Origin of the sequence: Enterococcus sp. DIV2379 (assembly GCF_050542965.1) — a bacterium.
Taxonomy (GTDB): Bacteria; Bacillota; Bacilli; order Lactobacillales; family Enterococcaceae; genus Enterococcus_D; species Enterococcus_D entomosocium.
The window spans coordinates 1,192,451-1,218,232 of sequence record NZ_CP172938.1 but is presented as its reverse complement, the minus strand read 5'-3'; the positions used below and the strand labels follow the sequence as shown (position 1 = coordinate 1,218,232).

At 43.1% G+C, this 25,782-nt stretch carries 23 protein-coding genes and 1 other annotated feature; of the genes, 5 read left to right on the top strand and 18 right to left on the bottom strand.

What is annotated here, in order from left to right; translation table 11 throughout:
- Positions 1-50: 50 nt before the first annotated feature.
- Positions 51-563: a GyrI-like domain-containing protein gene (locus IGI92_RS05665; RefSeq protein ID WP_008381124.1), complete on the bottom strand. Its 513-nt coding sequence runs from the start codon at positions 561-563 to the stop codon at positions 51-53.
- A gap of 124 nt (positions 564-687) precedes the next feature.
- Between IGI92_RS05665 and IGI92_RS05660 the strand changes: the two genes are divergently transcribed.
- The gene (locus tag IGI92_RS05660) at positions 688-1,887 is read left to right on the top strand and encodes a YdcF family protein (protein ID WP_086332208.1); all 1,200 of its coding nucleotides are present in this window, start codon (positions 688-690) and stop codon (positions 1,885-1,887) included.
- Between the two features lie 48 nt (positions 1,888-1,935).
- On the opposite strand, the gene IGI92_RS05655 is transcribed toward IGI92_RS05660, so the two are convergent.
- Entirely contained in the window at positions 1,936-2,445 is a 510-nt protein-coding gene (locus IGI92_RS05655; protein ID WP_005236965.1) for an HD domain-containing protein, read from the bottom strand.
- A 124-nt stretch (positions 2,446-2,569) separates the two neighbouring features.
- Positions 2,570-3,331, bottom strand: a complete 762-nt coding sequence (locus tag IGI92_RS05650; RefSeq protein ID WP_430608258.1) for a TrmH family RNA methyltransferase — start codon at positions 3,329-3,331, stop codon at positions 2,570-2,572.
- A 95-nt stretch (positions 3,332-3,426) separates the two neighbouring features.
- Here IGI92_RS05650 and IGI92_RS05645 point away from each other — a divergent pair, with 95 nt between their 5' ends.
- From IGI92_RS05645 to IGI92_RS05635, 3 genes are all read left to right on the top strand, one after another.
- Entirely contained in the window at positions 3,427-3,705 is a 279-nt protein-coding gene (locus IGI92_RS05645) for an acylphosphatase (protein ID WP_005236969.1), read from the top strand.
- A 124-nt stretch (positions 3,706-3,829) separates the two neighbouring features.
- A complete protein-coding gene (gene yidC, locus IGI92_RS05640; protein ID WP_430608257.1) occupies positions 3,830-4,756 on the top strand; it encodes a membrane protein insertase YidC in 927 nt (308 codons plus the stop codon).
- 109 nt (positions 4,757-4,865) lie between these two features.
- Positions 4,866-5,807 carry an AEC family transporter gene (locus IGI92_RS05635; RefSeq protein WP_061053921.1) on the top strand — a complete coding sequence of 314 codons (942 nt, stop codon included), beginning with the start codon at positions 4,866-4,868 and terminating at the stop codon, positions 5,805-5,807.
- 285 nt (positions 5,808-6,092) lie between these two features.
- On the opposite strand, the gene IGI92_RS05630 is transcribed toward IGI92_RS05635, so the two are convergent.
- From IGI92_RS05630 to rpsB, 9 genes are all read right to left on the bottom strand, one after another.
- Positions 6,093-10,442: a PolC-type DNA polymerase III gene (locus IGI92_RS05630; protein ID WP_430608256.1), complete on the bottom strand. Its 4,350-nt coding sequence runs from the start codon at positions 10,440-10,442 to the stop codon at positions 6,093-6,095.
- 118 nt (positions 10,443-10,560) lie between these two features.
- Complete coding sequence (locus tag IGI92_RS05625; protein WP_008381112.1) at positions 10,561-12,270, bottom strand: proline--tRNA ligase; 1,710 nt, start codon at positions 12,268-12,270, stop codon at positions 10,561-10,563.
- Between the two features lie 69 nt (positions 12,271-12,339).
- Positions 12,340-13,608 carry an RIP metalloprotease RseP gene (rseP, locus tag IGI92_RS05620; protein ID WP_194199421.1) on the bottom strand — a complete coding sequence of 423 codons (1,269 nt, stop codon included), beginning with the start codon at positions 13,606-13,608 and terminating at the stop codon, positions 12,340-12,342.
- 150 nt (positions 13,609-13,758) lie between these two features.
- Entirely contained in the window at positions 13,759-14,565 is an 807-nt protein-coding gene (locus IGI92_RS05615; protein ID WP_005236992.1) for a phosphatidate cytidylyltransferase, read from the bottom strand.
- The gene (locus IGI92_RS05610) at positions 14,562-15,362 is read right to left on the bottom strand and encodes an isoprenyl transferase (RefSeq protein WP_430608255.1); all 801 of its coding nucleotides are present in this window, start codon (positions 15,360-15,362) and stop codon (positions 14,562-14,564) included. The genes IGI92_RS05615 and IGI92_RS05610 overlap by 4 nt, the downstream gene beginning before the upstream one ends.
- Positions 15,363-15,553: 191 nt before the next feature.
- Complete coding sequence (gene frr, locus IGI92_RS05605) at positions 15,554-16,111, bottom strand: ribosome recycling factor (protein WP_005229434.1); 558 nt, start codon at positions 16,109-16,111, stop codon at positions 15,554-15,556.
- Position 16,112: 1 nt separating this feature from the next.
- Positions 16,113-16,835 carry a UMP kinase gene (gene pyrH / locus IGI92_RS05600; protein WP_430608254.1) on the bottom strand — a complete coding sequence of 241 codons (723 nt, stop codon included), beginning with the start codon at positions 16,833-16,835 and terminating at the stop codon, positions 16,113-16,115.
- Between the two features lie 147 nt (positions 16,836-16,982).
- The gene (tsf, locus tag IGI92_RS05595) at positions 16,983-17,864 is read right to left on the bottom strand and encodes a translation elongation factor Ts (protein ID WP_005229432.1); all 882 of its coding nucleotides are present in this window, start codon (positions 17,862-17,864) and stop codon (positions 16,983-16,985) included.
- Positions 17,865-17,974: 110 nt separating this feature from the next.
- The gene (gene rpsB, locus IGI92_RS05590) at positions 17,975-18,763 is read right to left on the bottom strand and encodes a 30S ribosomal protein S2 (RefSeq protein WP_005229426.1); all 789 of its coding nucleotides are present in this window, start codon (positions 18,761-18,763) and stop codon (positions 17,975-17,977) included.
- Between the two features lie 302 nt (positions 18,764-19,065).
- On the opposite strand from rpsB, the gene IGI92_RS05585 reads away from it, so the two are divergent.
- Positions 19,066-19,536, top strand: coding sequence for an arginine repressor (locus IGI92_RS05585; RefSeq protein ID WP_428209276.1), 471 nt, complete (start codon positions 19,066-19,068; stop codon positions 19,534-19,536).
- Positions 19,537-19,618: 82 nt separating this feature from the next.
- On the opposite strand, the gene argS is transcribed toward IGI92_RS05585, so the two are convergent.
- From argS to tsaB, 6 genes are all read right to left on the bottom strand, one after another.
- Positions 19,619-21,310, bottom strand: a complete 1,692-nt coding sequence (gene argS / locus IGI92_RS05580) for an arginine--tRNA ligase (RefSeq protein ID WP_430608253.1) — start codon at positions 21,308-21,310, stop codon at positions 19,619-19,621.
- A 127-nt stretch (positions 21,311-21,437) separates the two neighbouring features.
- Positions 21,438-21,631 (bottom strand) — a binding site (T-box leader).
- An 80-nt stretch (positions 21,632-21,711) separates the two neighbouring features.
- A complete protein-coding gene (gene argF, locus IGI92_RS05575) occupies positions 21,712-22,725 on the bottom strand; it encodes an ornithine carbamoyltransferase (RefSeq protein WP_429967094.1) in 1,014 nt (337 codons plus the stop codon).
- A gap of 136 nt (positions 22,726-22,861) precedes the next feature.
- Positions 22,862-23,881 carry a tRNA (adenosine(37)-N6)-threonylcarbamoyltransferase complex transferase subunit TsaD gene (gene tsaD / locus IGI92_RS05570; protein WP_430608252.1) on the bottom strand — a complete coding sequence of 340 codons (1,020 nt, stop codon included), beginning with the start codon at positions 23,879-23,881 and terminating at the stop codon, positions 22,862-22,864.
- Positions 23,874-24,347, bottom strand: a complete 474-nt coding sequence (gene rimI, locus IGI92_RS05565; protein ID WP_016613163.1) for a ribosomal protein S18-alanine N-acetyltransferase — start codon at positions 24,345-24,347, stop codon at positions 23,874-23,876. The genes tsaD and rimI (IGI92_RS05565) overlap by 8 nt, the downstream gene beginning before the upstream one ends.
- On the bottom strand, positions 24,340-24,882 hold the full coding sequence (rimI, locus tag IGI92_RS05560) for a ribosomal protein S18-alanine N-acetyltransferase (protein ID WP_430608250.1): 543 nt from the start codon (positions 24,880-24,882) through the stop codon (positions 24,340-24,342). The genes rimI (IGI92_RS05565) and rimI (IGI92_RS05560) overlap by 8 nt, the downstream gene beginning before the upstream one ends.
- Complete coding sequence (tsaB, locus tag IGI92_RS05555) at positions 24,866-25,591, bottom strand: tRNA (adenosine(37)-N6)-threonylcarbamoyltransferase complex dimerization subunit type 1 TsaB (protein ID WP_430608248.1); 726 nt, start codon at positions 25,589-25,591, stop codon at positions 24,866-24,868. The genes rimI (IGI92_RS05560) and tsaB overlap by 17 nt, the downstream gene beginning before the upstream one ends.
- Positions 25,592-25,782 lie beyond the last annotated feature (191 nt).

The following is a 25,782-nucleotide window of genomic DNA, read 5'->3' as shown; positions in this document are numbered from 1 at the left end:
CAAAGAAAAAATCTGTCCTGAGCAAAGATTGCTTCTCGGACAGATTTTTTTTATTCTACCGTTTCCACCGTTGCTGCTGCCAAAGGCTCAACAGGGAAAAACAATTCAACTTCCCCTTCTTTAAAATGAGGAAGATATCTTTCTTGGATCGCTGCTGACAAGTGGACGTTATTTTCTGGTAAAACTTCCATCAACATTTTTTCAGTCATCATGGTCAAGTTTTTTTCATCCGTTTTTACAACGAGATAGGTCATTGCGGGCATTTCCCAACGGACCCAACCGACGGGAGGAAAATTTTCTGTATGGACTTGAACGCCTGCCAAATAACGGCCGGTTTCTTGCCAAGGCTCTAACCAATTAGTGCCATCACTCATTAAGCCCCAAAATTCCAGTTCTTCTGCCTTTTGATCGCTCACTAGAAATTCGATCTCTTCAAAATCCTTTGTTGCAAGTTCCCATAGCGCTGGTACCCAAGAAGCTCCTTCTTCCGCTAATCCCTTGCCTTCTTTTCCGATCACATAAAAAGCGGGCCGTTCAACGCGAATCACTTCACCTAATTGCATGTTCCTTCCTCCTTCTTTTCTTCATTTTAGCGAATTGCAAGAAATTCAGCAACTTTGACCTTAGCAACAAGCAATTTTTGTCATTTTTCGGTATACTAGGTGTATCGTTAAAGGAGTGAAAAACATGGATTTTACGCAATTGCTGATTTTTGCCATCAGCTATTTGACGGGTGTGATCGTCGTTCAAAAGTGGCGCAAGAGTAAAGATGAGCCAGATATTTTCTTTTTTGAGTGCTGTTGGACGATTTTAGCCCTGCTGATTTATTTAGCCGTCTCAGAATTACGGACAGGCAGTTTCTTTATTCTAATACCAGTCGCCTTCGCCGGCCTTTTTTTATTTTCTTATCGGCGCAACAAGCACCGACTCGTAAATGGCTTGCTCTTTAATTTGTTTGTCTTAGCATTTGGTGGCTACCTAGTCATTAATCTATACCGAACACAAGATATTCTTGTAGGTGGTCTATTGGCTGTTTTGCTAGCGATCTTCTTTGCTGTATTATTATTCGGCTTAGCCATTCTCGTGGTCTTTCTTTACTGGAATTCCATTATTGTTTTACGAAGAGAGTCGCGATCAATCGCCAATCTATTGACCCTGATCTTAGCAGTGGTTTTGACCGTTTTATTATTTTCAGATACCCTTTTGCACTTTTTCCCGGATTGGATCCGAACCTTATTCGGCGTTGTTCCCCTAAGTCTGATGTATCTATTTGTGGTCTTTTTGAACTTTTTATCGATTTCAGTCATTTATCAGTTCAATCATCCTCGTTACAATCAAGATTTTATCATCGTCTTAGGAGCAGGTCTTTTGAATGGCACCACGGTCTCCCCTTTATTGGCCAAGCGTATCAATAAAGCAATCTCGTTCTACGAAGCGCAATTTAAAGCGAAAAAAACCGCTCCTCGGTTACTGATGTCAGGCGGCCAAGGAAGCGATGAAAAGCTGCCAGAAGCTGTCGCGATGAAAGAATATGCAGTTGCGCAAGGAGTGCCCGAAGGAGAGATTTTAGTAGAAACAAATTCCACGACTACTTATGAAAACATGAAGTTTTCGAAAGAAATCATGGATTCCTTAAAGCCAAATGGCTACAAAGTTATTTTTTCCTCCAACAATTACCATATTTTTCGTGCCGGTCTCTATGCAGATCAAGCACAACTTAAAGCGGATGGTATCGGAGCACCCACCGCCTTTTACTATTTACCAAATGCCTTCTTACGAGAATTCGTAGCGATCCTTTTTATGCACAAAAGACGACACTTAACGGTATTGATCACCTTACTGATCCTTTATGTAGGCGCAGCGATCCTCCAACTTATTTTTGGCTAAGCAAACAAAAAAAGTTCTTTGAACCGGCTGGTTCGAAGAACTTTTTTCTTATTGAATCGTACGATGTTTCTTCCAGAAACGTTGTTGCCATTTTTCTTTCATACTTTCTGTAAGTGGTTCTGATGCTTCTTTGATCGCACAATATTTGTCAACCATTGTGACAATATAGCTTTCTTTATAACGTGGCGGCGCAATCGTTGCTCCCCACATATGTTTCAAGATGATATCTTTTTCTAGATCACTTAGTTCAGTGATTTTTTCAGCATTTTTTACTGCAATTCGTGGATGCATATACGCATGGGTACCTTCATCAAACTTTGTGGTACGCCAGTCATAGTAGAATAAATCATGAAGGAGTCCTGCACGAGCTGTTGCACGAGCATCGCCGCCCCATTTCTTGGCCAATTTGTAACTATAATAAGAGACGCTGATCGAATGTTCCAAACGTGTGGAGTTCATATGCTGCACAAAGTTGGCTAATTTTTTTACAGCTTCTGTTTCTAACAGGTCAGCCACGTAAGACATATATTCGCTATCTTCTTGCCATTTTTCTGTCATAAATTTTTGTCTGCCACCTTTTTTTGATCTGCTTGATTGTTACAAGACAAAGTATAGCACCTATTCATCGAAGATTCTAGGTGAGGTGCAATAGATTCAAATAGTTTAACAGTTCCTTAAAAATCTAACTGACAGAAAAATACAACAAAATTCCGGCTGCAATGGCGACGTTCAATGATTCCGCCTGACCATAGATGGGAATATACACATTTTTGTCAGTCAAAGCCAACAGTTCTGGGTGAACCCCTTGTCCCTCGTTACCTAAAATGAAGGCAGCTGTTTGTTCTTTAGGAAGCTCGGTATAAGGAACGGCTTCTTTATTTAATTCGGTGCCATAAATCGTCACGCCAGCTGAGCGTAGCTGCTTTAGAAATGGCGGGATCGCTCCTTCTAAAATCGGTAAATGATAGTTGCTTCCTTGCATGCTGCGCAAGACTTTTGTGCTGTAAAGATCTGCTGTTCCTTCGCCGAGAAACACCCCGCTAAATCCAACAGCATCCGCTGTTCGAATCATGGTACCAACGTTCCCGGGATCTTGCACATTATCTAAAATCAACCAATTACCCGTCAGTGTCTGTAAGTTTTGCTCTTGCTTTTCCACCACGGCAAAAATTCCTTGTGGTGTTGGTAAATCAGAAAGCATCGCTGCGATCTCCTCTGTGATCAAATAGCTTTCTTCCTGATAATCATCGAGCTGCCCGTTGGCTTCGCTTAACCCTCGCGGTGTCACCAACAACGCTTTGATAGGTACTTTGGCCTGCAGCGCTTCTTGCACTAAATGCCAGCCATCGATCAAATACGTATTGGTCTGTGTACGGTGTTTTTTTTGTGTTAGTTTTTTGATTTCCTTGATAAAGGTATTTTTTTTCGATTGAATTTCTTTCATGTGGTCACCTCGATTTATTATAGCATGAGTCAATCGATCTAACTTGTTCTTTTACTGAAAAAACGCTATCATTATAAGCAGAGGAGGGATTGTCCATGAAGAAACTACGAATCCATGTTCAAGGGCGTGTCCAAGGTGTCGGCTTTCGTTATACCACGAAAATGCTTGCCGATCAATTAGGGGTCACAGGATCTGTAAAAAATGAGGCAGATGGTTCTGTTTCGATTGAAGCGATGGGAGATGAAAAAATCATCGATGCCTTTGTTGCCGGAGTGAAAGATTCTCCTTCTCCCGCTGGAAAAGTGAACCAAATCGACATCCAACCAGACGATACCATTAAAGAACGTACTAGCTTTGACGTAGTCTATTATTGATAATTGAATGTTTTCTAAGTCGAAAGATTGATTTTTCAATGAATTTCTCTTTGTACATTGAAATAGTCGGTCTTTTTTAGTATAGTTATTTTTGTCTAAATTTATTGTGAAGAGGAAGAATAGAATGTCTAAAATGAATAAATGGCTGCTTTCATCAGGATTATTTGGCCTGTTATTAGCATTATCAGGCTGTGTCAGTACCAATGCTGATGGTACGCCGAAAGAAACAGGAATGATTTATCGCTTTTTGGTGAAACCTTTAGGTGATATGATCACGATGCTCGTTGAAAACTTCAACTGGTCTTACGGCTGGGCGATCATCGCCGTAACGATCGTTGTCCGCGTCATTATCTTACCATTAGGGATCCATCAGTCTCGAAAAACGATGATTCAAAGTGAAAAAATGCAGTTTCTGAAACCTCAAGTGGATATTGCGCAAGCCAATTTGAAGAAAGCAACCACTCGGGAAGAACAAATGCAAGCGCAAGCGGAGATGCAAAAAATCTATTCTGAAAACAACGTCAGTATGTTTGGCGGTATCGGTTGTTTGCCTTTACTGATTCAGATGCCGATCTTCTCTGCCCTCTACTTCACCGCCCGTTACACACAAGGAATCCAAAACTCTGAGTTCTTTGGCGTATCATTAGGTGACCCAAGCATCCTCTTTGTGGCGATTGCTGGTATTTCCTACCTGGCACAAGGATACATCTCAACCATTGGGGTTCCGGAAGAACAGAAAAAAACGATGAAAACCATGTTGATCGTTTCTCCATTGATGATCGTTTTCATGTCAATGAGTGCACCAGCTGGTGTGACACTTTATTGGGTAGTCGGTGGGGTCTTCAGTTGTATCCAAACATTTATCACGAATGTCATCATGAAACCAAAAATTCGTGCCCAAGTCGAAGCAGAAATGAAAGCCAATCCGCCAAAAACGGTGGTTACGCCTCGCAAAGATGTAACTCCTGAAAAAACAGAAGCTGTCAAAAAAGCGTTGAACACGACAAAGCCTAGTGGAAAAGGTCGTAACGCAGGCAAGCAGCAACGTTAGTAATTCTTGACCAAATCGCTCAATGAGTGGTTTGGTTTTTTGTTGTTTTCAAATGGGAATCAGTTGCTTCTTCTTCTGCCTTTCGCTATAGTAAATGAGAGGTGAGCACATGTTTCAAGCATATATCAATATTTTTGTCATTTTCAGTCTCATGTTTATCGGTTATTGGTTGTCTTACAAACAATGGTTTTCTAATCGAACCGCCGATACGTTTTCAAAATTGGTATTAAATGTCTCATTACCAGCCAATATGTTTTTAACGATTATTAAAAATTTTACGAAAGATGAATTTCTTTCATTGGTTTCGGGGATGATCATCCCATTACTTTCCATGATGATCACTTACTTCGCTGGTTATTTATGGCGACGTTTCGCGCAAATTGAAGCCAAACACCAAGGCGCATTTTCCGCCATGTTTACCTTTTCCAATACGATCTTCATCGGCTTACCGATCAATTTAGCTATTTTTGGTGAAAAAGCCGTTCCTTATGTGTTGTTGTACTATATTGTAAATACGACATTATTTTGGACCATCGGTATTTTTGAGTTAGCAAAAGACAATCCTGATTTTGGTGAAGCCCGGATTTCCTTTCATCCATTGGTCATGCTAAAAAAGATTTTTTCACCAGCCTTGATTGGTTTCATCATCGGTTTGATCTGGATGCTATTCACCTTACCGCTGCCCTCATTTGTTGATGGCCTTGGAAGCTATCTAGCAGATTTGACGACACCCTTATCAATGTTTATTATCGGAATCATCGTCTACTTTGGGGGACTCAAAAATTTGCGAATGACGAAAGACATTGTCGGTGTCTTGTTTGGTCGTTTCGTTCTTTCGCCCCTCGTTGTGTGGCTGTTAAGCAGAATCATCCCTGTTCCTGAATTGATGCTTTCTGTGTTTATTATTCAAGCCTCTATGCCCGTCCAAAACTCTGTCCCGATCCTTGTACGAAACTACCAAGGGGATGAAGAGTTTGCAACTTCATGTTTAGGCTATTCCGTCTTACTGTACATGGTGTATTTGCCTGTTTTGCTTTTTTTCTTTTTTTAGCTATTTAACGAACTTTGTCGAAAAATACTCGTTACCAAAGGCATTCGCTTCTTTCGGTAACGAGTATTTTTCTCCTCTTTGTATGGTAAAGGTTCGATTGATTCGCTACTAAGGCTGGCCCCTATGATTTCCCACAATAGACCACGATCTTTCTGATTTTCGTCAGATTGTGGCTGCTTAGATCGATTTCACAAACAAGACAAAAAAGCACATCATGCAGAAACTAGCTATACTAGCCATTATGATGATGTGCTTATTTTTTATCTTAAGTGAACAGCCGGTGGTTTACAACATATCAAACAACGACAACTGATTTTCATCAGGTAAATCTTTTAGAACACCGTTATCCGTCATGTATTCAATCAAAGTCTTAGAAACTTTCCCGCGATTGGCGAGATCTTCTTTCGATAAGAAAGGACCATTTTTCCGTGCTTCCACGATTTGTTTCGCTACGTTTAGTCCCAAACTCGGCACTGCTCGAAATGGTGCGATCAATTTTTTTCCGTCGATCACGAAGTTTTCCGCATCCGATTTATACAGATCGATCATCCCAAATTCATAACCGCGCTCTAACATTTCATTGGCTAACTCCAGAACGGTTAACAGATTCTTTTCTTTCGTTGACGCATCCAATCCTTTGTCAGTGATTTCTTGCATCCGTTCTTTTACGGCTTCTTTTCCTTTTGACATGGCAATCAAATCAAAATCATCCGCCCGGACAGAGAAATAAGCACAGTAATAGAGAATTGGGAAGTACACTTTAAAGTAAGCCACCCGCAACGCCATCAAAACATACGCCGCCGCATGGGCTTTCGGGAACATATACTTGATCTTCGAACAAGAATCGATATACCATTCAGGGACATTGTTCTCCCGCATCGCTTGCAAGTAAGTGTCCCGCAAGTCGTCAGGTATCTTGTTCCATTGCCCTTTACGAACCGTCTCCATGATTTTAAAGGCCATCCCGTCATCTAAGCCAGCATGGATCAAGTACACCATGATATCATCCCGACAGCCGATTACTTCTGCTAGACTGGCATCTCCGCGACGAATCAGTTCTTCGGCATTGCCCAACCATACATCGGTACCATGGGAAAGACCAGAGATCTGCAAGAGCTCTGCAAACGTCGATGGATGGGTTTGATCCAACATCCCCCGCACAAATCGGGTCCCAAATTCTGGGATGCCTAATGTACCTGTTTTTGAGTAGATCTGCTCTTCAGTCACACCTAGCACGTCCGTACCACCAAAAATACGCATCACTTCCGGATCATCCGTGGGGATCGTTTTAGGATCGATTCCTGATAAATCCTGCAGCATCCGAATCACCGTTGGGTCATCGTGTCCCAGGATATCCAGTTTTAAAATATTGTCATGAATGGAATGGAAATCAAAGTGGGTCGTTTTCCATTCTGAATTTTGATCATCTGCTGGGTATTGAATCGGCGTGAAATCATAGACATCCATATAGTCTGGAATAACGATGATTCCCCCCGGATGCTGACCAGTCGTCCGTTTGACGCCTGTGGCACCTTTTGCCAGGCGATCGACCTCGGCTGCTCGATAATGAAGATTATGATCGCGCTCAAAGCCTTTTACGAAACCGAAGGCTGTTTTATCGGCTACTGTACCGATCGTTCCGGCACGATAGACATATTCTTCGCCGAAGAGCACTTTCGTATAGTTATGGGCCTCTGGCTGATATTCCCCTGAGAAGTTCAAATCGATATCGGGTACTTTATCACCGTGAAAACCAAGGAACGTTTCAAAGGGTATATCGTGGCCATCTTTGTTCAGACGGGTGCCGCATTTTGGACATTTTTTCTCTGGCATATCATAACCAGAACCATACGAACCGTCTTCGTAAAACTCCGAATACTGGCAATCGGGACAATAATAATGAGGAGCTAATGGATTGACCTCAGTGATCCCAGTCATGGTTGCCACGAAACTAGAACCGACTGATCCCCGTGACCCTACTAGATAGCCGTCTTCATTGCTTTTATGAACGAGTTTTTGTGAGATCAAATAGATCACGGAAAAGCCGTTCCCAATGATCGAATCAAGCTCTTTTTTCAAACGTTTTTCCACGATCTCTGGTAATGGATCGCCGTATAACTCTTTGGCACGGTTGTAACTTAAGTCGGTGATCTCTTGTTCTGATCCGGGAATCTTTGGTGTATACAGATCATCTTTTACCGGAATGACTTTTTCACAAAGATCGGCGATTTTATTCGGGTTCGTCACCACGATTTCTTTCGCCGCTTCTGGACCTAAAAATTGAAAAGCGGTCAGCATCTCATCCGTAGTACGGAAGTGCACGTCTGGTAGGCTATGACGATTCAACGGATTGGCGCCTCCCATTGAATTGATCAAGACCTTGCGATAAATGGCGTCTTCTTCGTTTAGGTAATGGGCATTCCCAGTAGCCACAACGATTTTCCCTAACTCTTCCCCCATTTTTACCAGATTCCGAATGATGTCTTCTAGGTCTTTTTCACTTTTCACGAGTTCCGTTTCCAAAAGATGGGCATAAACCGCTTTGGGCATGACTTCGATGTAGTCATAAAACTTGGCAAGTTCCCGCGCTGCATCGACCCCTTTTTGCATCATTGCGACAAAGACTTCTCCTTTATCACAGGCGGTTCCGACTAACAATCCTTCCCGCAATTTCACCAATTCTGAGCGCGGGATCCGCGGGACTTTATCATGGAAGTACTTCACATTCGACATCGAGATCAGCTTGAATAAATTCTTCAATCCTGCCTGTGTTCGGGCTAAGATCGTGGCATGGAAGGGTCGAGCTGCTTTGTAGGAGTTCTCGCCCCCCACGTGTCGGTTCAAATCTTCGTGCAGCAGCATGTCATGTTTTTCCATCGCTTCTTTGACAAAGATCCACGCTAAATGACCGGTTGCCTCGGCATCGTAGATCGCTCGGTGATGTTGCTCCAAACTAACGCCGAATTTTTTGGAAAGGACACCTAAACCGAATCGCTTAAACTCTGGATACAAATAACGAGCGAGTTCCAATGTATCAATGACGGGATTTTCTGCTTCTGGAATACCGTATTTTCGATAACTTGTATTTAAGAAGCCCATATCAAATGACGCATTGTGGGCAACTAGAATGGCTCCTTCAGAAAACTCACGGAACAAACGTAAGACTTCTTCTTCCGATTTTGACCCCCTGACCATTTCATCGGTGATCCCCGTCAATTCTACGGTCGTTCGTGATAAAGGATGGCCAGGATCGATGAATTCATCAAAGGAGCCTTCCACGTTGCCTTTATGCATCCGCACAGCGGCCAATTCAATGATGGTGTCGTACACTGCAGACAATCCGGTGGTCTCCACGTCAAACACGATATAAGTGGCATCAGTCAGTGGGACAGGCTTCGGATTATAGGCAACCGCTACCCCGTCATCCACGATATTGGCTTCCACACCGTAAAGAATTTTTACCCCGGCTTTTTCTCCGGCGTGATGGGCATCAGGAAACCCTTGGGCGCCGCCATGATCGGTGATCGCAATCGCCTTATGGCCCCACTTGCCAGCTTGAGCGACAAAGTCTGCCACATTGTTGGTTGCATCCATCGTACTCATATTGGAATGCAGGTGAAGTTCGACCCGTTTTTCGCCTTCAGGTGCATAATCTTTGCGGGCCTCGTGTTTGACTTCCAGCAAATCTTGCGCATTCATAACGAGATCTCGCATAAAAGTATCTTCTTGAACACTACCACGCACTTTGACCCAACTACCTTTAGCAATGGCATCAAAGACTTGTTCATCTTTTTCATTATTGGAGAATTTTTTCACACTAAACGACGACGTATAGTCGGTGATTTTCAAAATCAAAATCTTCCGTTTTGAACGCAATTCTCGAACTTCTTTATCAAAGACATACCCTTGGATCGTAACTCTGCGTTCTTCCTCAATGATATTGATCATCGGTGTCACAGGTTCATCGGCAGGAATATTACGTCCCAAGGCAATTGGTCCGTCAAATTCGACTGTTTTGACTTCTTTTTTGCGTTGCTCATGGGCCATTAAGTTCTCAGCGGCTTGCAATTGGAAGGCTGCCGTTTGTTCTTCTTTTCGAGCTTCAAGTTCTTTCAAGGCTGCCTCAGCCTGTTCTTTGTCTAGCTGCGGCAAGATCCGAAATTTTTGAAACCCGAAAGTCCCATAATTTTCCTCAATGATCGGTAAGTACTGTTGCTGCAAAATCGTGATGACCGCATCATTGTTGACGGGTAAAATCACTTTGTTCTCTTGAATCATAGGCATTTGATTTTTAATCACTTGATGAACTAACGGCCGATCACAATTTTGATTGGCTAACGCTAATGGCCAGTATTCTTGAATGAACTGCTCATCGAAGGAACCATCTTGAGCTTCAATGACAATGCGAACTTCCGCGATCTCTTTAAACGCTAGTTCAATGTGTTGTTTAAAGGATTGATACACCATCACCGGTAATAAACGTTCAAATTGGAAATAAAACGTCCACGCTTTTGATTGTCGATGCACGGTTACTTGTCTGATTTGGGCAGTCTGCATCAACGGATGCTGCCGAAGATTTGGGGCAGCTGCAATTTGGTCTAATAATATCTCAAAGGTCTCTCTTTCTTTTGACAATTGAAGATCCTCCTTTTCTCAGTACTCACTAGTATACCTCTTTTTGTCTTCACTTTCATTAAAAAATCGAGAAAGGATTTCCTCTCTCGATCTGTTATTCATTCTTGTTCGTTCCTGTTTATTCCTGATTGGCTAACAAAATCGTCAAGGTCGAAGCGACTTCTTCTTTTCTCACTTCAACGGTCGCACCAGTATGCTTGATTTTGATCTCCACGATGCCTTCTACGGCTTTTTTACCGATGGTCAAGCGAATCGGACAACCAATCAAATCGGCATCTGCAAATTTGACCCCTGCACGTTCATTGCGGTCATCCACCAATACTTGATAGCCGACTTGGTTCATCATTTCTTCTACTTCTTCACTTAAGGCATTTTGATAGCTATCTTCAATCGACGTTTGGATGATATGCACATCAAATGGGGCAATTTCTTGGGGCCAATCGATCCCAAACTCATTGCCGTATTGTTCGACGATTGTTGAAAGCAGCCGAGAAACGCCCAGACCATAACAGCCCATGATGATTGGTTGTTCATCGCCATTTTCATCGACAACCGTCGCTTCTTGGGCCTCGCTGTACTTGGTTCCTAACTTGAAGATATGCCCAACTTCGATTCCTCGCGTAAAGGTTAAGGTTCCTTTTCCATCTGGGGAAGGATCGCCTTCTTGAACCAAGCGAAAATCGGCAAAGGCTAGTGGTTGAAAATCACGGCCTACATTTGCATTGAGAAAATAGCTCTGTTTTTCTGCCGCTGGGACGATCAGATTCGCCATATCTTGGACATGCTGATCCGCATACAATTGGATCGAATCAGCAAGCTCAATGGGGCTGCGAAGTTGTGTGTCACTGGTCAGATAGGACTCGGCTTCTTCAGCAGTCAGGACCTTCACTTGATCAGCCGCTAAAAAATGCTTGATTTTTGTTTCATTGAGACTGTGATCACCTCGAAGCAATACCATAATGACTTGCTCGTCAACGAGCAGCAAAAATACTTGAACGATTTTTTGCAAATCCGTATCGTGTGTTTTCGCCAGTTCCTCTAACGATAATGATTCTTTATGAACGACTTTTTGTAACTCTAAGTAGGTCTCATGAGATTTTTTAGCGATATACTGACTAGTTGCTAGTTTCCAATTGGCGACATAGTCGCTTTCAGTCGAATAACAGATCAGCTCTTCGCCGATTCCAGACAATGCCAAAAACTCTTTTGAATCTCGGCCACCCATCAAGCCATTATCCCCGACCACTGCCCGATACTCGATCCCACAGCGTTTCAATATGGCATGGTAAGCCATTTCGTAGCGATTATAGGTTTGATCTAAGCTGGCTTCATCGGCGTGAAAAGAATAGCCATCTTGCATGATAAATTCACGGCTGCGAATCAATCCAAAACGCGGCCGCTGTTCGTCCCGATATTTCGTTTGGATCTGATATAAGCTCAAAGGCAGCCGCTTATAAGACGTGATCTCGTTTTTGATCAATGTCGTGAACGGCTCTTCGTGAGTGGGCCCTAAAACGATCTCTCGTTCGTTTCGATCCGTCAACCGATACAAAGACTCACCATACAATGAGGCCCGTCCAGACTCCTTCCATGGTTCATACGGAAGCAAAGAAGGCATCGCCATCTCCACAGCATCGATTTCTGCCAGCTCCTCACGAATGACCCGTTTGATCTTTTCTAACACCCTTTGAGCTAATGGCAAGTAGACATAGATGCCTGCCGCCACTTGTCGAATATACCCTGCCCTAACTAACAGTTGATGACTTAACGTCTCCGCATCGCTGGGGGTTTCCCTCAATGTCGGAATCAAACATTTTGACTGTTTCATTTTTTTCTCCTTTGCTACAAAAAATCATGTTCACCCGATCAACAATTGATTTGCTTGTGCGTCTTATTTTTAAAAGAAGAAACGTTGGATATCATTCCAGGTAACGAGAACCATCAGCAGCATCAAAAACCCAAACCCAATCAGGGTAATGATGCCTTCTTTTTCTTGACTGATTGGCTTGCCTCGCACACCTTCTAAAATATTTAAAACCAGTTTCCCACCATCTAATCCAGGAATCGGCAATAAATTAAAGATCCCCAAATTGATGGAAATCATCGCCATCATGGCGATCACCGTTGTGACACCTTGCGATGCGGCTTGAGAAGACAGTTGGAAAATCGCTACCGGTCCGCCCAATTTATTGATATCTGGTTGGGCGATCAAGTTGCCGACTGCTCTAAAAATAACCAGCGAATTGTCAATGGTCGTTTGTAAGCCACCCAGTAAGATGTCTCCGATCCCAGTTTTTAACGAAGCCGTGATCCCTAAGAAACCGATCGTGGTCTCCCCTGATTCTTGACTCGCAGGAGTTGCTGTCAAATCAAGTGTTTCCGCTCCTCGTTTGACTTCTAGAGTAATCTGAGTAGCTGGGTACTTTTGGATCTCTGTCGTCAATTCTGACCAGTTGGAAACATCGACGCCTTCAACTGCTAGGATTTCGTCGCCATTTTGCAGCCCGGCTTCAGCAGCCGGGGTTCCTGCTTCGATTCCTGTCACGACGGTTGCATCTTGATTCGCGACACCACCTTGCGCAAACACCAACCCAGTGAATAAAACCAAGGATAAAATAAAGTTATTCATCGGTCCTGCAAAATTCGTCAGCATTCGTTGCCACAGCTTTGCAGACTGGAATTGAACGTCTTTTGGTGCGATCCGAACTTCAACGCCATCTTCATGAATGATCGTTGCGTCATGATCCACAGCGTACGTAACCGCTTCTTGTTCATTGCCGTTGATGAAGCCAGTGATCGTCAACTTCTCCTCCAAGTCAAAGTCGGTCACTTCCATGGGGATCGCTTGCGGCAATTGGATCTTTTTGCTTGTATTGATTTTGATGACTCTGCCAGTTGCATCTTGAACCAAGGAGACTGGCATGCCAGGCGTTAATTCAGTCTCATCTTCGCCCCAGCCTGCCATTTGGACATACCCGCCTAATGGCAGCATCCGAATCGTGTAGGTCGTCCCATCTTTCGCTTGATGCGCGAACAATTTAGGCCCCATACCGATGGCAAACTCTCTTACTAAAATACCTGCCCGTTTTGCAAAGAAGTAGTGTCCAAATTCGTGAATCACTACCACCACGGAAAAGATAATGATAAATACAAGTATCGTTTTCATGCTCGTTCCTCTCTTTCACAGCATCCCTCTCATTCAGGGCAGCCTTTCCTTATTTTATCACACCGGTTCCCGTTGAGGAACTCACATTCCCGTTGTAACAAGAATTTAAAAAAAGAAGCGCAAGCCAAGCCTGCACTTCTTAAAAATTTTCTAAAAGACACCGAATAAATACATGATTGGAAACACAAACAACATGCTGTCGAAGCGATCTAAGATTCCTCCGTGACCTGGCAGGATATTCCCTGAATCCTTCACGCCATAGTGACGTTTGATCGCGGATTCCACTAAATCACCAAATTGCCCAGCGATCGAAAAGAGGACCGTCAATAAAATCATGATGGCACTACCGTGTCCAAAATAATCTTTCCCAGGAAATGCTAATAGATACAAACCAGCTACGACCACCGCAGCAGCAATCCCGCCTAGGGCCCCTTCGATGGTTTTATTAGGAGAAATCTCCGGCCATAATTTTCGTTGGCCGTAACGCCGTCCCACCATGTAAGCCCCAATATCCGTTGCCCACACGATAAACAGCCCGAAAACTAAAACAACTAATCCATCCGTTGCTGACCGTGCCGTCAAGAAACGTTCAAACCCGACACCGGTATATAAGCTAACGATCACCGGAAACCCAGCTTCATCGATGGTATACGTATTTTTCGAAATAACCGCGATCCCTAGTAACAAAAGAACGATCAGATAGTACAAGGCACTTTTATCTGTCCCCTCTGGCAAAAAGAAAAACCAGCGTTCTTGAGGCAAAACTAAGATCACCGCTCCGAGGATTGAAAGAATTCCTTCAAAACTGAAAATAGCTAGTCCTTTCATCCGAAATAATTCATAAACACCAATTCCTGCCATTGCTGCTGCCAGCAATTCGACGGCAATACCGCCAACATAAATAATTGGCAGGAAAAAGGCTAATGCGACGACCGCAGTGATTACACGTTGTCTCACTCTTCTTCCTCCTCTGTTTTCAAACCGCCAAAACGCCGGTTTCGTTGTTGAAAGCTCCCAATCGCGTCCTCTAATAACGCAGCATCGAAATCAGGCCAGAGCGCCTTCGTAAAGAATAACTCGCTGTATGCAATCTGCCATAACAAGAAATTACTGACACGTTCCTCACCACTCGTTCGAATCACCAATTCAGGATCCCGCAAAGGGCTTGGTAAAAAACCAGTCATCAAATGCGTCCCCAGCATGTCTTCCGTGAGCTCTGGTAGGGCTTCGCCGGAAGCCGAGAGTTCTTCATAAAGCGCTTGGACAGCTGTCAAAATTTCTGCGCGGCTGCCATAATTCAAAGCAAAATTCAAGATCATTCCCGTATTGTCTTTGGTTTGGTCGATCGCTCGCTTGACCGCTTCTTGTGTGTGTTCGGGTAAAGATTCCGTGAACCCCATCACTTTGACTTGAACATTTTCTTTGATCAGCTCAGGAACAAACGTGTCGAAAAAGTCGACGGGCAGTTGCATCAAAAAGTCCACTTCTTCATTTGGCCGTTTCCAATTCTCTGTTGAAAACGCATAAAGAGTCAATACTTTCACACCAAGGTATGAAGCATGTTTCGTGATCTTTTTTACCGTCTCCATGCCTTCTTTGTGACCAGCTACTCTTGGCAAGCGCCGGTTTTGCGCCCATCTGCCATTGCCATCCATAATGATCGCGATGTGTTGGGGAATCGGCAGTGATGGATCAAATTCATGTTCAGCCGCTTCTTTGATATATTTGTCTTTTTGTGGAAAAAAACGCAGCATCGTATTCGCTCCTCTTCCAATTCTTGAAATTCATCTTTTACATTATAACAATAATCAGATTTCTTGCCTATGAAAACCAAGAAAAGATTTCCATATTAAGAAAAAACAAAAAAACAGTCGTGATATTCAAGTACATACGCCACTTTCGACCATAAAAAAAGAGCCGCTGAAGCGACTCTTCGTCATTCCTTTTAAACCTCAAGTAGCTCTTGCTCTTTTTCAGCTGCGATCGCATCTATTTCTTTGATGCTGTTATCTGTAGCAGTTTGCACTTCTTTTTCAGATTCACGCAAATCATCTTCTGTAATATCGCCAGCTTTTTCTTGTTTCTTGTAAGCTTCCATCGCATCACGGCGAATGTTACGGACCGCGATTTTCGCATTTTCAGCTTCTTTTTTCACGTCTTTGGCTAATTCTTTACGACGTTCTTCCGTTAATTGAGGAATCACCAAACGAATGACTGTTCCGTCATTGGCAGGCGTGATACCAATATCACTTTGCATGATAGCTTTTTCTACTTCTTGGATCATTGTTTTGTCAAAAGGTGTGATCATCAAAATTCTTGCTTCTGGAATCGTAATTGAAGCCATTTGGTTCAAGGGTGTTGGTACACCATAGTAAGTAACCATTACGCGGTCTAAGATGCTCGCATTCGCGCGGCCAGCACGGATTTGTCCTAATTCCCGCTGCAAGTTTTCTGCTGCTTTTTTCATTTTGTCTTTTGCTTCTGTTAAAATTTTGTCAGCCATGTTATTTCCCCCTTACTGTCGTTCCAATATGTTCACCTAAAATGGCGCGGCGAATGTTTCCATGCTCATTCAAGTTGAATACGATTAATGGAATATCGTTGTCCATACTTAATGAACTTGCGGTTGAATCCATTACTTGCAATCCTTTAGAAATGACTTCTAAATGGGTCAATTCTTCAAATTTCACAGCACTTTGGTCCGTTTTAGGATCTGCTGAGTAGACGCCATCAACATTGTTTTTCGCCATCAAAATGACATCAGCGTTGATTTCAGCTGCCCGTAAGGCTGCGGTCGTATCAGTTGAGAAATAAGGGTTTCCGGTTCCGCCTGCAAAAATGACGACCCGCCCTTTTTCTAAGTGACGTTCTGCTCTGCGACGAATATAAGGCTCTGCGATTTGACGCATTTCGATCGAAGTTTGGACACGCGTTGGTACACCAGCATTTTCTAGCGTGTCTTGTAATGCTAAAGCATTCATCACAGTCGCTAACATGCCCATGTAATCAGCTTGTGCTCTTTCCATCCCCATTTGCGCGCCGATTTGTCCACGCCAAATGTTTCCGCCGCCGACCACGATCGCCATCTGTACGCCTAATTCGTGGACTTCCTTGATCTCTTTAACGATCTCTTGGATCGTCGGTGGTTTGATCCCAAAGCCTTCGTCACCCGCTAATGCTTCACCACTTAATTTTAATACAACACGTTGATATTTTGGTTTGCCCATCATGATTCCTCCGTACATTCTCCAATACTATTGTAGCATATTGGTGCTCTTTCGTTGAAAATTATCTACACTATTTCTTCAAAAACCGTTTTTGCTTAAAAAAAGGGAGCGCACTTCCATGCGTTCCCATCTGTTCGAGGAACAGAATTATTTTTTCACTTGGCTCATTACTTCTTCAACGAAGTTGTCTTCGCGTTTCTCGATACCTTCGCCGACTTCAAAGCGGACAAAAGATTTCACAGTTGCGCCTTTTGATGCAACATATTTTTCAACTGTCATATCTGGGTCTTTAACGAATGGTTGGTCAACCAAAGCGATTTCTGCTTTAAATTTCTTCAAGCGTCCTTCAACCATTTTTTCAACGATGTTCGCTGGTTTGCCTTCGTTCAATGCTTGTTCTGTCAAGACTTGTTTTTCATGATCCAATTCTTCTTGAGAGATTTGTGCTTCGTTCACGTAGCGAGGGTTGATCGCTGCAACGTGCATTGCAACATCTTTCGCAACTGATTCGTCAGTTGTTCCTTCAAGAACAGTCAATACAGCAATACGTCCGCCCATGTGTAGGTAACCGCCGAAAGCAGCATTGTCATCTTTTTCAACAACTTCAAAACGACGGAAGCTGATTTTTTCTCCGATTACTTGTGTTGCTTCGATCAACGCAGCATCCATTGTGCCTTTAGAAGTTTCTAATTTTAAAGCAGCATCCATATCAGCTGGTTTGTTTGCTGCGATTACTTCAGCGATTTCTTTTACTAAGTCTTGGAACATTTCGTTTTTAGAAACGAAGTCAGTTTCTGAGTTCACTTCAACGATTGCTGCTGTGTTGCCGTTGATCGCTACAGATGCTAAACCTTCAGCAGCAATACGGTCGTTTTTCTTCGCAGCTTTTGCCATACCTTTTTCACGTAATAAGTCTACGGCTTTTTCGATGTCGCCTTCTACTTCAACTAATGCACGTTTTGCGTCCATCATTCCTACACCAGTCATATCGCGTAATTCTTTTACTAATTTAGCTGTTACTTCTGCCATTTTTTGTTTCCTCCTAAATGTTTTTAAACAAGATTGCTTGTCTTTAAAAAAAGCTGTTTCAAAGGAGAGTGAGGCTTGGCGCCTAGCCTTTGAAACAGCTCCATCATTTATTATTCAGCTGATGCGTTGTCGCCTTCGACAACATCAACGATTTCTTCGATTGAAGTTGCGTTTTCTGTTGATTCAGCAGCAAAATCTTCTTCAGCTACTTGGTCTTCGCCTTGGTTACCTTCGATGAAAGCATCTGCCATTTTCGCAGTGATCAATTTAACGGCACGAATAGCGTCATCATTTGATGGGATAACAACATCGATTTCGTCTGGATCACAGTTTGTATCGACCATAGCTACGATCGGGATATTTAATTTGCGTGCTTCTTGGATCGCGATACGTTCTTTACGTGGGTCAACAACGTACATTACATCTGGAATTCTTGGCATATCAGCGATACCGCCCAAGAATTTTTCAAGACGTTCGCGCTCTTTGTTCAAGCCAACGACTTCTTTTTTAGGAAGAACAGCAAATGTGCCATCTTCTTCCATTTTGTTGATTTGTTTCAAACGAGCAACACGTTTTTGGATTGTTTCCCAGTTTGTCAAAGTTCCACCTAACCAACGATGGTTAACATAGTATTGACCTGAACGGATTGCTTCTTCTTTGATTGCTTCTTGTGCTTGTTTTTTAGTACCTACGAACAATGCAACGCCGCCTTCTTCAGCAACATTTTTCATGTAGTCGTAAGCTGCGTCTACTAATTTCACTGTTTTTTGCAAATCAATGATGTAGATGCCGTTTCTTTCTGTGAAGATATATTTCTTCATTTTTGGGTTCCAGCGACGAGTTTGGTGACCAAAGTGTACGCCGGCTTCTAGTAATTGTTTCATTGAGATTACTGCCATGTTGTGTTTCCTCCAATTTGGTTTTTTTGTTTTCCTCTCTTGCTCTTTTACTCCTTGAAGAACTGAATCGATCAGCACCGCTTCGCAGATGGAACAAGATGTGGGATTGACGTGAAAAACTCACGCCTTAAACAGTATACAGTAGCTAAAAAAGAAATGCAACTGATTCAAATGAAAAACTACGATTCGTGGTCCAGCTTTTTTTTAACGTTCTAATTCTTTTCTTATTATATCTAGGTTTTTTCGGCTTTATCTGCTATGATAAGGCTGACTTAATCAATCATGCTTAAAGGAGTTTACCTATGCGAAAAGCTGATCGCCATTTACTTATTAGACAAATCATTACTGAACATACTGTACGCACGCAAGAAGAATTATTGCAGCAATTGGAAGCCCAAGGCGTCTCCGCCACGCAAGCGACCATCTCTCGCGATATTCGTGATTTGAAAATCGTGAAAGTGCCCGATGAAACAGGTCAGACAAAGTTTGTCATTTTTCAAGGAATGCAATCGTCAGAAGATGAAAAAGAAGAAGAGCAGCTTTTGATACAGATGATCGAAGACGTTGTCACTAAAGTAGATCGTGTGCAATTTATGACGTTGATCCATACCGTTGCGGACAATGCGCCTTTGCTTTCGGCTGCGATCGATGAAGTGACTATGCCAGAAAAAGTTTGCTCGTTGGCGGGCTTTGATACAGTAGCGGTGATTTCCCGCAGCGACGAAGATGCTGAAACTTTTTATCAATTTATCAGAAACCACGCGGTCTTATAAGACACCGAACAAATGTGACCTATCTGTATTTTTACTACAAAAAAGCTGTGTCCTTGTCGAAACAAGGACACAGCTTTTTTTGTTACATTTTGTCGGGTGCATGTAAACCAAGCAACCGTAAATCTTCTTTTAATATGGTCGTTACTGCATAAACTAGAGCCAGACGTGCGTCTTTTTCCGCATCTTCAGCCAAGATTTTCACATTGGCGTAATACTTATTAAAGGCCTGTGCCAATTTGATGGCATGTTTAGCAATGACGGATGGTTCATATTTTTCTGCTGCTTGCAGCACGGTTTCTGGGTAGCGCTGAATCAATTTGATGACTTCCCAGCTCTCAGTATCTGCCAATGACAAACTGCTGACAGCAGCAGGATCAAAGTCGGCTTTTTCAAGAATGCTCATGGCACGGGCATGAGAATATTGCACATAGGGTCCGGTCTCTCCTTCAAAACGGACAACTTCTTCTAGCGTAAAGTCGAAATTATTCAAACGGTCATTTTTCAAGTCGTGGAAAACGACTGCCCCGACACCGACTTGTTTTGCAACTTCTTCTTTGTTTTCAAGCGTTGGGTTCTTTTCAGTGATTTGTTCTTTCGCTGAATCGATCGCTTCATTCAATACTTCTTCTAAAAGAACGATCTTCCCTTTTCTCGTAGATAATTTTTTCCCATCTTTGGTGATCAATCCAAATGGTACGTGGGTCATATCATCTGCCCACTCAAAGCCCATTTCCTTCAAAACAGCTTTTAATTGCTTGAAGTGATAACTTTGCTCATTTCCTACCACGTACAATGATTTGGCAAAATTGTAGGTCCGTTTGCGGTACAGCGCTGCGGCCATGTCCCGTGTGATGTAAAGAGTCGCACCATCGGATTTGCGGATCAAGGCTGGATTTAAGTCATACGCAGCCAAATCAACGATCTCTGCCCCTTGGTCTTCTTTCAACAAGTGTTTTTCCTCTAATAATTCCACGACTTCTGTCATTTTATCATTGTAGAAAGCTTCGCCATTCAATGAATCAAAGGAAACTTCCAACATATCATAGATTTTATTGAATTCTTTTAATGATTCATCACGGAACCATTGCCACAAATCCATTGCTTCTTGGTCACCATCTTCTAGTTTCTTGAACCAAGCTCTCGCATCATCTTCTAATTGTTTATCTGTCTCGGCAGCTTCGTGAAAATCAACATACAAACGCAACAGTTCGTTGATTGGTTCCGCTTTGACCGCTTCTTCTGACCCCCATTTTTTATAGGCCACGATCAATTTCCCAAATTGTGTGCCCCAGTCGCCTAAATGGTTGATGCGAATTGGCTGGTAACCGATTTTTTCTAAAATAAAGCCGATCGAGTTACCGATCACAGTGGAACGCAAATGCCCCATTGAGATGGGTTTGGCAATATTTGGTGAAGACATATCGATCGGTACTGCTTGCTGATTGCCGATGGTTTGATCGCCAAAATGATTTTTTTCTTTGAGAACCATCTCTAAGACGTGGGCAGAGATTGCTTTTTTATCCATAAAGAAATTTAAATACGGACCGACCACTTCAATTTTTTCAAAAGACGCTTGATCGATTTTTTCTGCTAAGTCTGCGGCAATTTGCTGCGGCGCTTTCCGATAGACTTTTGCTAGCGAGAAGGCTGGGAATGCCACATCCCCATGGTCGGCTGACTTTGGATTTTCCAGTAATTGCTGAACTTGTTCGATCGATAGATCTTCTTTTACTACTTGATGGATCGCTTGTGCGACGATTTCTTTGTTATTCATAGTATCCCTCCTATAATGACTGAACCCATTTTTTGATGAAACGTTGTTTGAAGCAAGCAAACAGTTGTATGTTTTTCATGCAAGAAATGATTGATAAAAACAAAAAAGCCTCTAGCGCATAACTTGCACTAGAGACGAGATTTCCCGCGGTACCACTCTGATTGTCCTTTTCGGACCCACTTTTTTCTGATAACGGCAGAATTCCGTTTGCTTAGCAAATTCTCACAAGTGCGTTTCACAATCTGATCAATTCGGCTTCCACCACCCCGAACTCGCTAACTGATACTCGAATCGCTACTTCTCTTGTTTCATCAAATCAAGGCTATTTACTTCCCAGAAAGTATAGCAAAGAAATGTTTGTTTGGCTAGCGAGATTCTGGCATTTTTCAAAAATTTTATTTTTATACTTTAGGAATAAATAGATCCCCGGCAGTCACTGCCATGATCGCTTTGATTGAGTGCAAACGATTTTCGGCTTGATCAAATTGACGAGCATACTTGCTACGAAAGACCTCGTCAGTGACTTCCATCTCAGAAATCCCATACGCCTGCGCTGCTTTTTTGCCATAAATAGTTTGGTCATCATGAAAAGCCGGTAAACAGTGCATAAAAATCACTTGGTCATTTTGCGTTTTTTCCATCAGCGATTGGTTTACTTGATAAGGCAGCAACTGTTCGATCCGCTCTTGAAATTTTTCTTCTTCGCCCATTGAAACCCAAACATCGGTATACACGACATCAGCGCCTAAAACACCTTGATCCACGTCATCCGTCACCAGGATCTTTGCGCCAGAGTGCTGAGCATAGGCTTGTGCTTGTTCGATAATGTTTGCTTCTGGCTGCAAGGCCTTTGGGGTGACGACATGAATATTGACCCCTAAAATCGCACTCGTCACTAACAAAGAATTGGCGACATTGTTGCGCCCATCCCCACAGTATGCGATGGTCAAGCCAGTCAGTTCACCGAAGTTTTCTTGAATGGTTAAAAAGTCAGCGATCATTTGTGTTGGATGCCAGTCATCCGTTAAGCCATTCCAAACAGGCACGCCTGAATAGTTGCCCAGATCTTCGACGACCTGTTGGCTAAAGCCGCGAAACTCGATCCCGTCAAACATGCGGCCGAATACTTTGGCGGTATCTTCAACGGATTCTTTAGACCCCAACTGAATATCATTGGCCCCTAAAAATTCCGGATGCGCCCCCAAATCCACCGCTGCAACCGTAAAGGCTGCTCGCGTCCGTGTCGAATTCTTTTCAAACAAAAGTGCAATATTTTTTCCTTCTAAGTAGCGATGTGGTTGATTGTTGGCTTTCATCCCTTTTAAGTGCTGGGAAAAATCAATTAAATATTGCAGTTCTTCTTTTGTGAAATCTTTCTCTGCTAAAAAACTGCGTCCTTTAAAAACTGATGTCATTGCATACCCGCCTCTCAAATAATTAATAAATATACATCAGAATATCAAATAATGAAATATAATACAACTATATCTTCTGTTTGCTCATAAATGAAACAAAAAAAACACCTAAGAACGGATCTTAGGTGCAATCATCTTAAGAAATCCTATGGGCAAAGCTGACACTTGGATCAGCATTCAATGAAAGGTCTGCTAGGTGCTGCTTTTTCAACGCAACATGGGCATAGGCACCAATCATGGCCGCATTATCTCCGCAAAGGCGCAACGGTGAAATCAACAGTTCTACCTCCGGCAATTCCTGCATTGCTTTTTGTAAAGCGTCACGCAAGCCTTGATTCGCGGCGACCCCGCCAGCGACGATCAGTTGTTTTACCGGATAGGCTTGGCATGCCCGCACTGTTTTGTGAACCAATACTTCGACTACGCTGGCTTGAAAACTGGCTGCTAGATTTTCTACTGACAATGCTTCCTCTCTTTGCTGTGCATTATGCACAAAGTTGATAAAGGAACTCTTCAAGCCACTGAAACTAAAATCAAAATTATCTTCTTGCATCATTGCTCGAGGAAAGTGATACGTATCACTACCTAGATGTGCAAGGCGATCAATTTCTTTCCCACTAGGATAAGGCAAACCGAGAACTCGACCAACTTTGTCATAGGCTTCACCAGCGGCATCATCTCTCGTTTCTCCGATGATCTCAAAAGAGCCATCTTCTGCCATATACACCAATTCGGTGTGGCCGCCGCTGACCAATAATGCCATTAAAGGAAAAACCAATGGCTTCACTAGGCGAGCTGCATAAATATGTCCTGCCATGTGATTGACCGGAATCAGCGGTAAGCTGTGGGCCCACGCAAAGGCTTTCGCTGCAGAAAGCCCAATCAACAGTGCCCCAACCAACCCTGGACCATAGGTGACAGCCACGGCTGATAATTCTTCTGGTTGTGTGTTGGCTTGGGTCAATGCTTCGTCGATGCACAAAGTAATCTGTTCGACATGGTGACGACTAGCGACTTCTGGTACGACACCGCCGAAGCGCTGGTGGCTCTTGATCTGCGAAGCAACAATGTTACTTAAAATGGTGTCGCCGTTTTTAATCACTGCCACACTGGTTTCATCACAACTGCTTTCAATGGCTAAAATCAATTCATTCATTTGATTTTTTTCCGCCTACTTTCTTTTCCATAATCAACGCATCCTCTTCAGGATGACTGTAATATTTTTTTCTACGACCGATGACCGTATAGCCCATACGTAAATAAAGAGCTTGTGCTTGTAAATTCGACACACGTACTTCAAGATAGATCCGCCGACCATCGGTTTGTTCCACGAGCGATTCCATTTGTTTCAACAATTCTTTCGCCAAACCATGCCCTTGATATGCTGGTAAAACCGCTACATTAAACAGCTCTGCTTCATCCAGCACTTGCTGAAAACAGAGAAACCCAATCAGCTCTTGGTTGGTTTTTCCATAACGAAACAAATAGCGACTGTTGCTGTTTTGCAAATCTTGCTGAAATTGCTGCAGATTCCAAGGCGAGCCAAAGGGATAGCTCTGATCCGCCAATGACCAGAGCATTTGCGGTGTCGGGATTGTTTGATCTGCTTGTTCGTTAGTCATTTAAAAATTTCACCATATCCAATGCGTCTTCATTGCCTTCAGTGTAATACGCCGTTTTGATCGCCTGTGAAACAAACCCGAGGGTCCGATACAAACGTTGCGCATCACGATTGCCCAGGCGAACTTCTAATGTCAAACGGTCGCATTTGTTTTTCCTTGCATAACGTTCCATCTCTCCTATCAAGAAAGAACCGATCCCTTTTCCTTGATAATCAGGAATGATCGCGATATTGGTGATATGGGCATCAGCGCCTAAAATCCGCACCCCGATAAACCCAATCATCCGTTCATTATGCAAGATGCCCAAATAAAGATGTTTGACCCGTGAATAAAGTTCTGACAAAAAGGCGCTCTTGGTCCAAGGCAGTTCCCCAGCATACACGAGACGCTCCACCTGCAGCAGCTCTTTAATGTCATCTCCGACTAATTCACGAACAACGTACATTTCCCCTCGTATCTCTTTTTTACGCTCTGGGTATTGAATCTGACGGAAAAGGGCCAGCTTTCCCGTCATCGTTTTAAATTTTTTCAACATAGGCATCCACTCCCGGTTCATGCGAGGCTAACCATTTTTCTTCGGCTTCAACTAATTTTAAATAGTCTGGTACAAAATCATGGATCGAAGCGACCGGCGCTTCTTCTTTCGCAATAGCAGCTAAAACAACGCCATTCGGGTAATTCCATAACGATACTTGATTGATACGGGCTGTCGGCAGTTCCGCCTCGATCATGTCTTTAAATTTGATGGTATCGGCGCCGACAAATAGCACTTCTTGACCATCGACTGCTTTTAACTGGGTCAATAATTCAGACAGTGAGATATGCTGGTCTTTGATCCTTGTTTCTAAGGTCCCATTATGCCATTGGTAGGCACCTGCGTAGACATTTTGACGGCGAGCGTCAAACAACGGCACGATCACTTGCGATACGCCCACACAATTGGCAGCGACTGCTTTCAAACTAGAAACACCAATCAGCGGGATGTTCAATGTTTGCGCCAGCGTTTTTGCTGTTGTGACGCCGATTCGCAAACCTGTATACGAACCAGGACCTTTCGCAACAACGATTTGCTCCAGCTCTTTAGGTGCCATCCCCACCGCTTGCATCAATCCATCAATGGCAGGCATCAATGCTGTGCTGTGGTTTTTGATCGCCATCGTCTGGCTTTGTCCCAACACTTCTTGACCATCGACCACCGCAACCGCCAGTGTCTGGTTTGAGGTATCAATCGCTAATGTTTTCATCTATCTTCTCCCCATTCAAAAAACTCTCTCATATTCTACCATATTCTAATCAAATGCCCAACCAAGTCTCCAAAAAGATGCCTGCGTTTAGAAAAAAACAATAGGACAACAATACCCGAACCTTTGAAAAAAGCAAGCGCGGCTGCAGCTGCAAACCGACGAGGCTGTTTAAAGGTTCGGGTAAGACGATA

Bases quoted from the DNA above. Each gene is read 5' to 3' on its own strand.
- IGI92_RS05665 (WP_008381124.1), bottom strand. From the start codon at position 563: ATGCAATTAGGTGAAGTGATTCGCGTTGAACGGCCCGCTTTTTATGTG.
- IGI92_RS05660 (WP_086332208.1), top strand. From the start codon at position 688: ATGGATTTTACGCAATTGCTGATTTTTGCCATCAGCTATTTGACGGGT.
- IGI92_RS05655 (WP_005236965.1), bottom strand. From the start codon at position 2,445: ATGACAGAAAAATGGCAAGAAGATAGCGAATATATGTCTTACGTGGCT.
- IGI92_RS05650 (WP_430608258.1), bottom strand. From the start codon at position 3,331: ATGAAAGAAATTCAATCGAAAAAAAATACCTTTATCAAGGAAATCAAA.
- IGI92_RS05645 (WP_005236969.1), top strand. From the start codon at position 3,427: ATGAAGAAACTACGAATCCATGTTCAAGGGCGTGTCCAAGGTGTCGGC.
- yidC (WP_430608257.1), top strand. From the start codon at position 3,830: ATGTCTAAAATGAATAAATGGCTGCTTTCATCAGGATTATTTGGCCTG.
- IGI92_RS05635 (WP_061053921.1), top strand. From the start codon at position 4,866: ATGTTTCAAGCATATATCAATATTTTTGTCATTTTCAGTCTCATGTTT.
- IGI92_RS05625 (WP_008381112.1), bottom strand. From the start codon at position 12,270: ATGAAACAGTCAAAATGTTTGATTCCGACATTGAGGGAAACCCCCAGC.
- rseP (WP_194199421.1), bottom strand. From the start codon at position 13,608: ATGAAAACGATACTTGTATTTATCATTATCTTTTCCGTGGTGGTAGTG.
- IGI92_RS05610 (WP_430608255.1), bottom strand. From the start codon at position 15,362: ATGCTGCGTTTTTTTCCACAAAAAGACAAATATATCAAAGAAGCGGCT.
- frr (WP_005229434.1), bottom strand. From the start codon at position 16,111: ATGGCTGACAAAATTTTAACAGAAGCAAAAGACAAAATGAAAAAAGCA.
- pyrH (WP_430608254.1), bottom strand. From the start codon at position 16,835: ATGGGCAAACCAAAATATCAACGTGTTGTATTAAAATTAAGTGGTGAA.
- tsf (WP_005229432.1), bottom strand. From the start codon at position 17,864: ATGGCAGAAGTAACAGCTAAATTAGTAAAAGAATTACGCGATATGACT.
- rpsB (WP_005229426.1), bottom strand. From the start codon at position 18,763: ATGGCAGTAATCTCAATGAAACAATTACTAGAAGCCGGCGTACACTTT.
- IGI92_RS05585 (WP_428209276.1), top strand. From the start codon at position 19,066: ATGCGAAAAGCTGATCGCCATTTACTTATTAGACAAATCATTACTGAA.
- argS (WP_430608253.1), bottom strand. From the start codon at position 21,310: ATGAATAACAAAGAAATCGTCGCACAAGCGATCCATCAAGTAGTAAAA.
- argF (WP_429967094.1), bottom strand. From the start codon at position 22,725: ATGACATCAGTTTTTAAAGGACGCAGTTTTTTAGCAGAGAAAGATTTC.
- tsaD (WP_430608252.1), bottom strand. From the start codon at position 23,881: ATGAATGAATTGATTTTAGCCATTGAAAGCAGTTGTGATGAAACCAGT.
- rimI (WP_016613163.1), bottom strand. From the start codon at position 24,347: ATGACTAACGAACAAGCAGATCAAACAATCCCGACACCGCAAATGCTC.
- rimI (WP_430608250.1), bottom strand. From the start codon at position 24,882: ATGTTGAAAAAATTTAAAACGATGACGGGAAAGCTGGCCCTTTTCCGT.
- tsaB (WP_430608248.1), bottom strand. From the start codon at position 25,591: ATGAAAACATTAGCGATTGATACCTCAAACCAGACACTGGCGGTTGCG.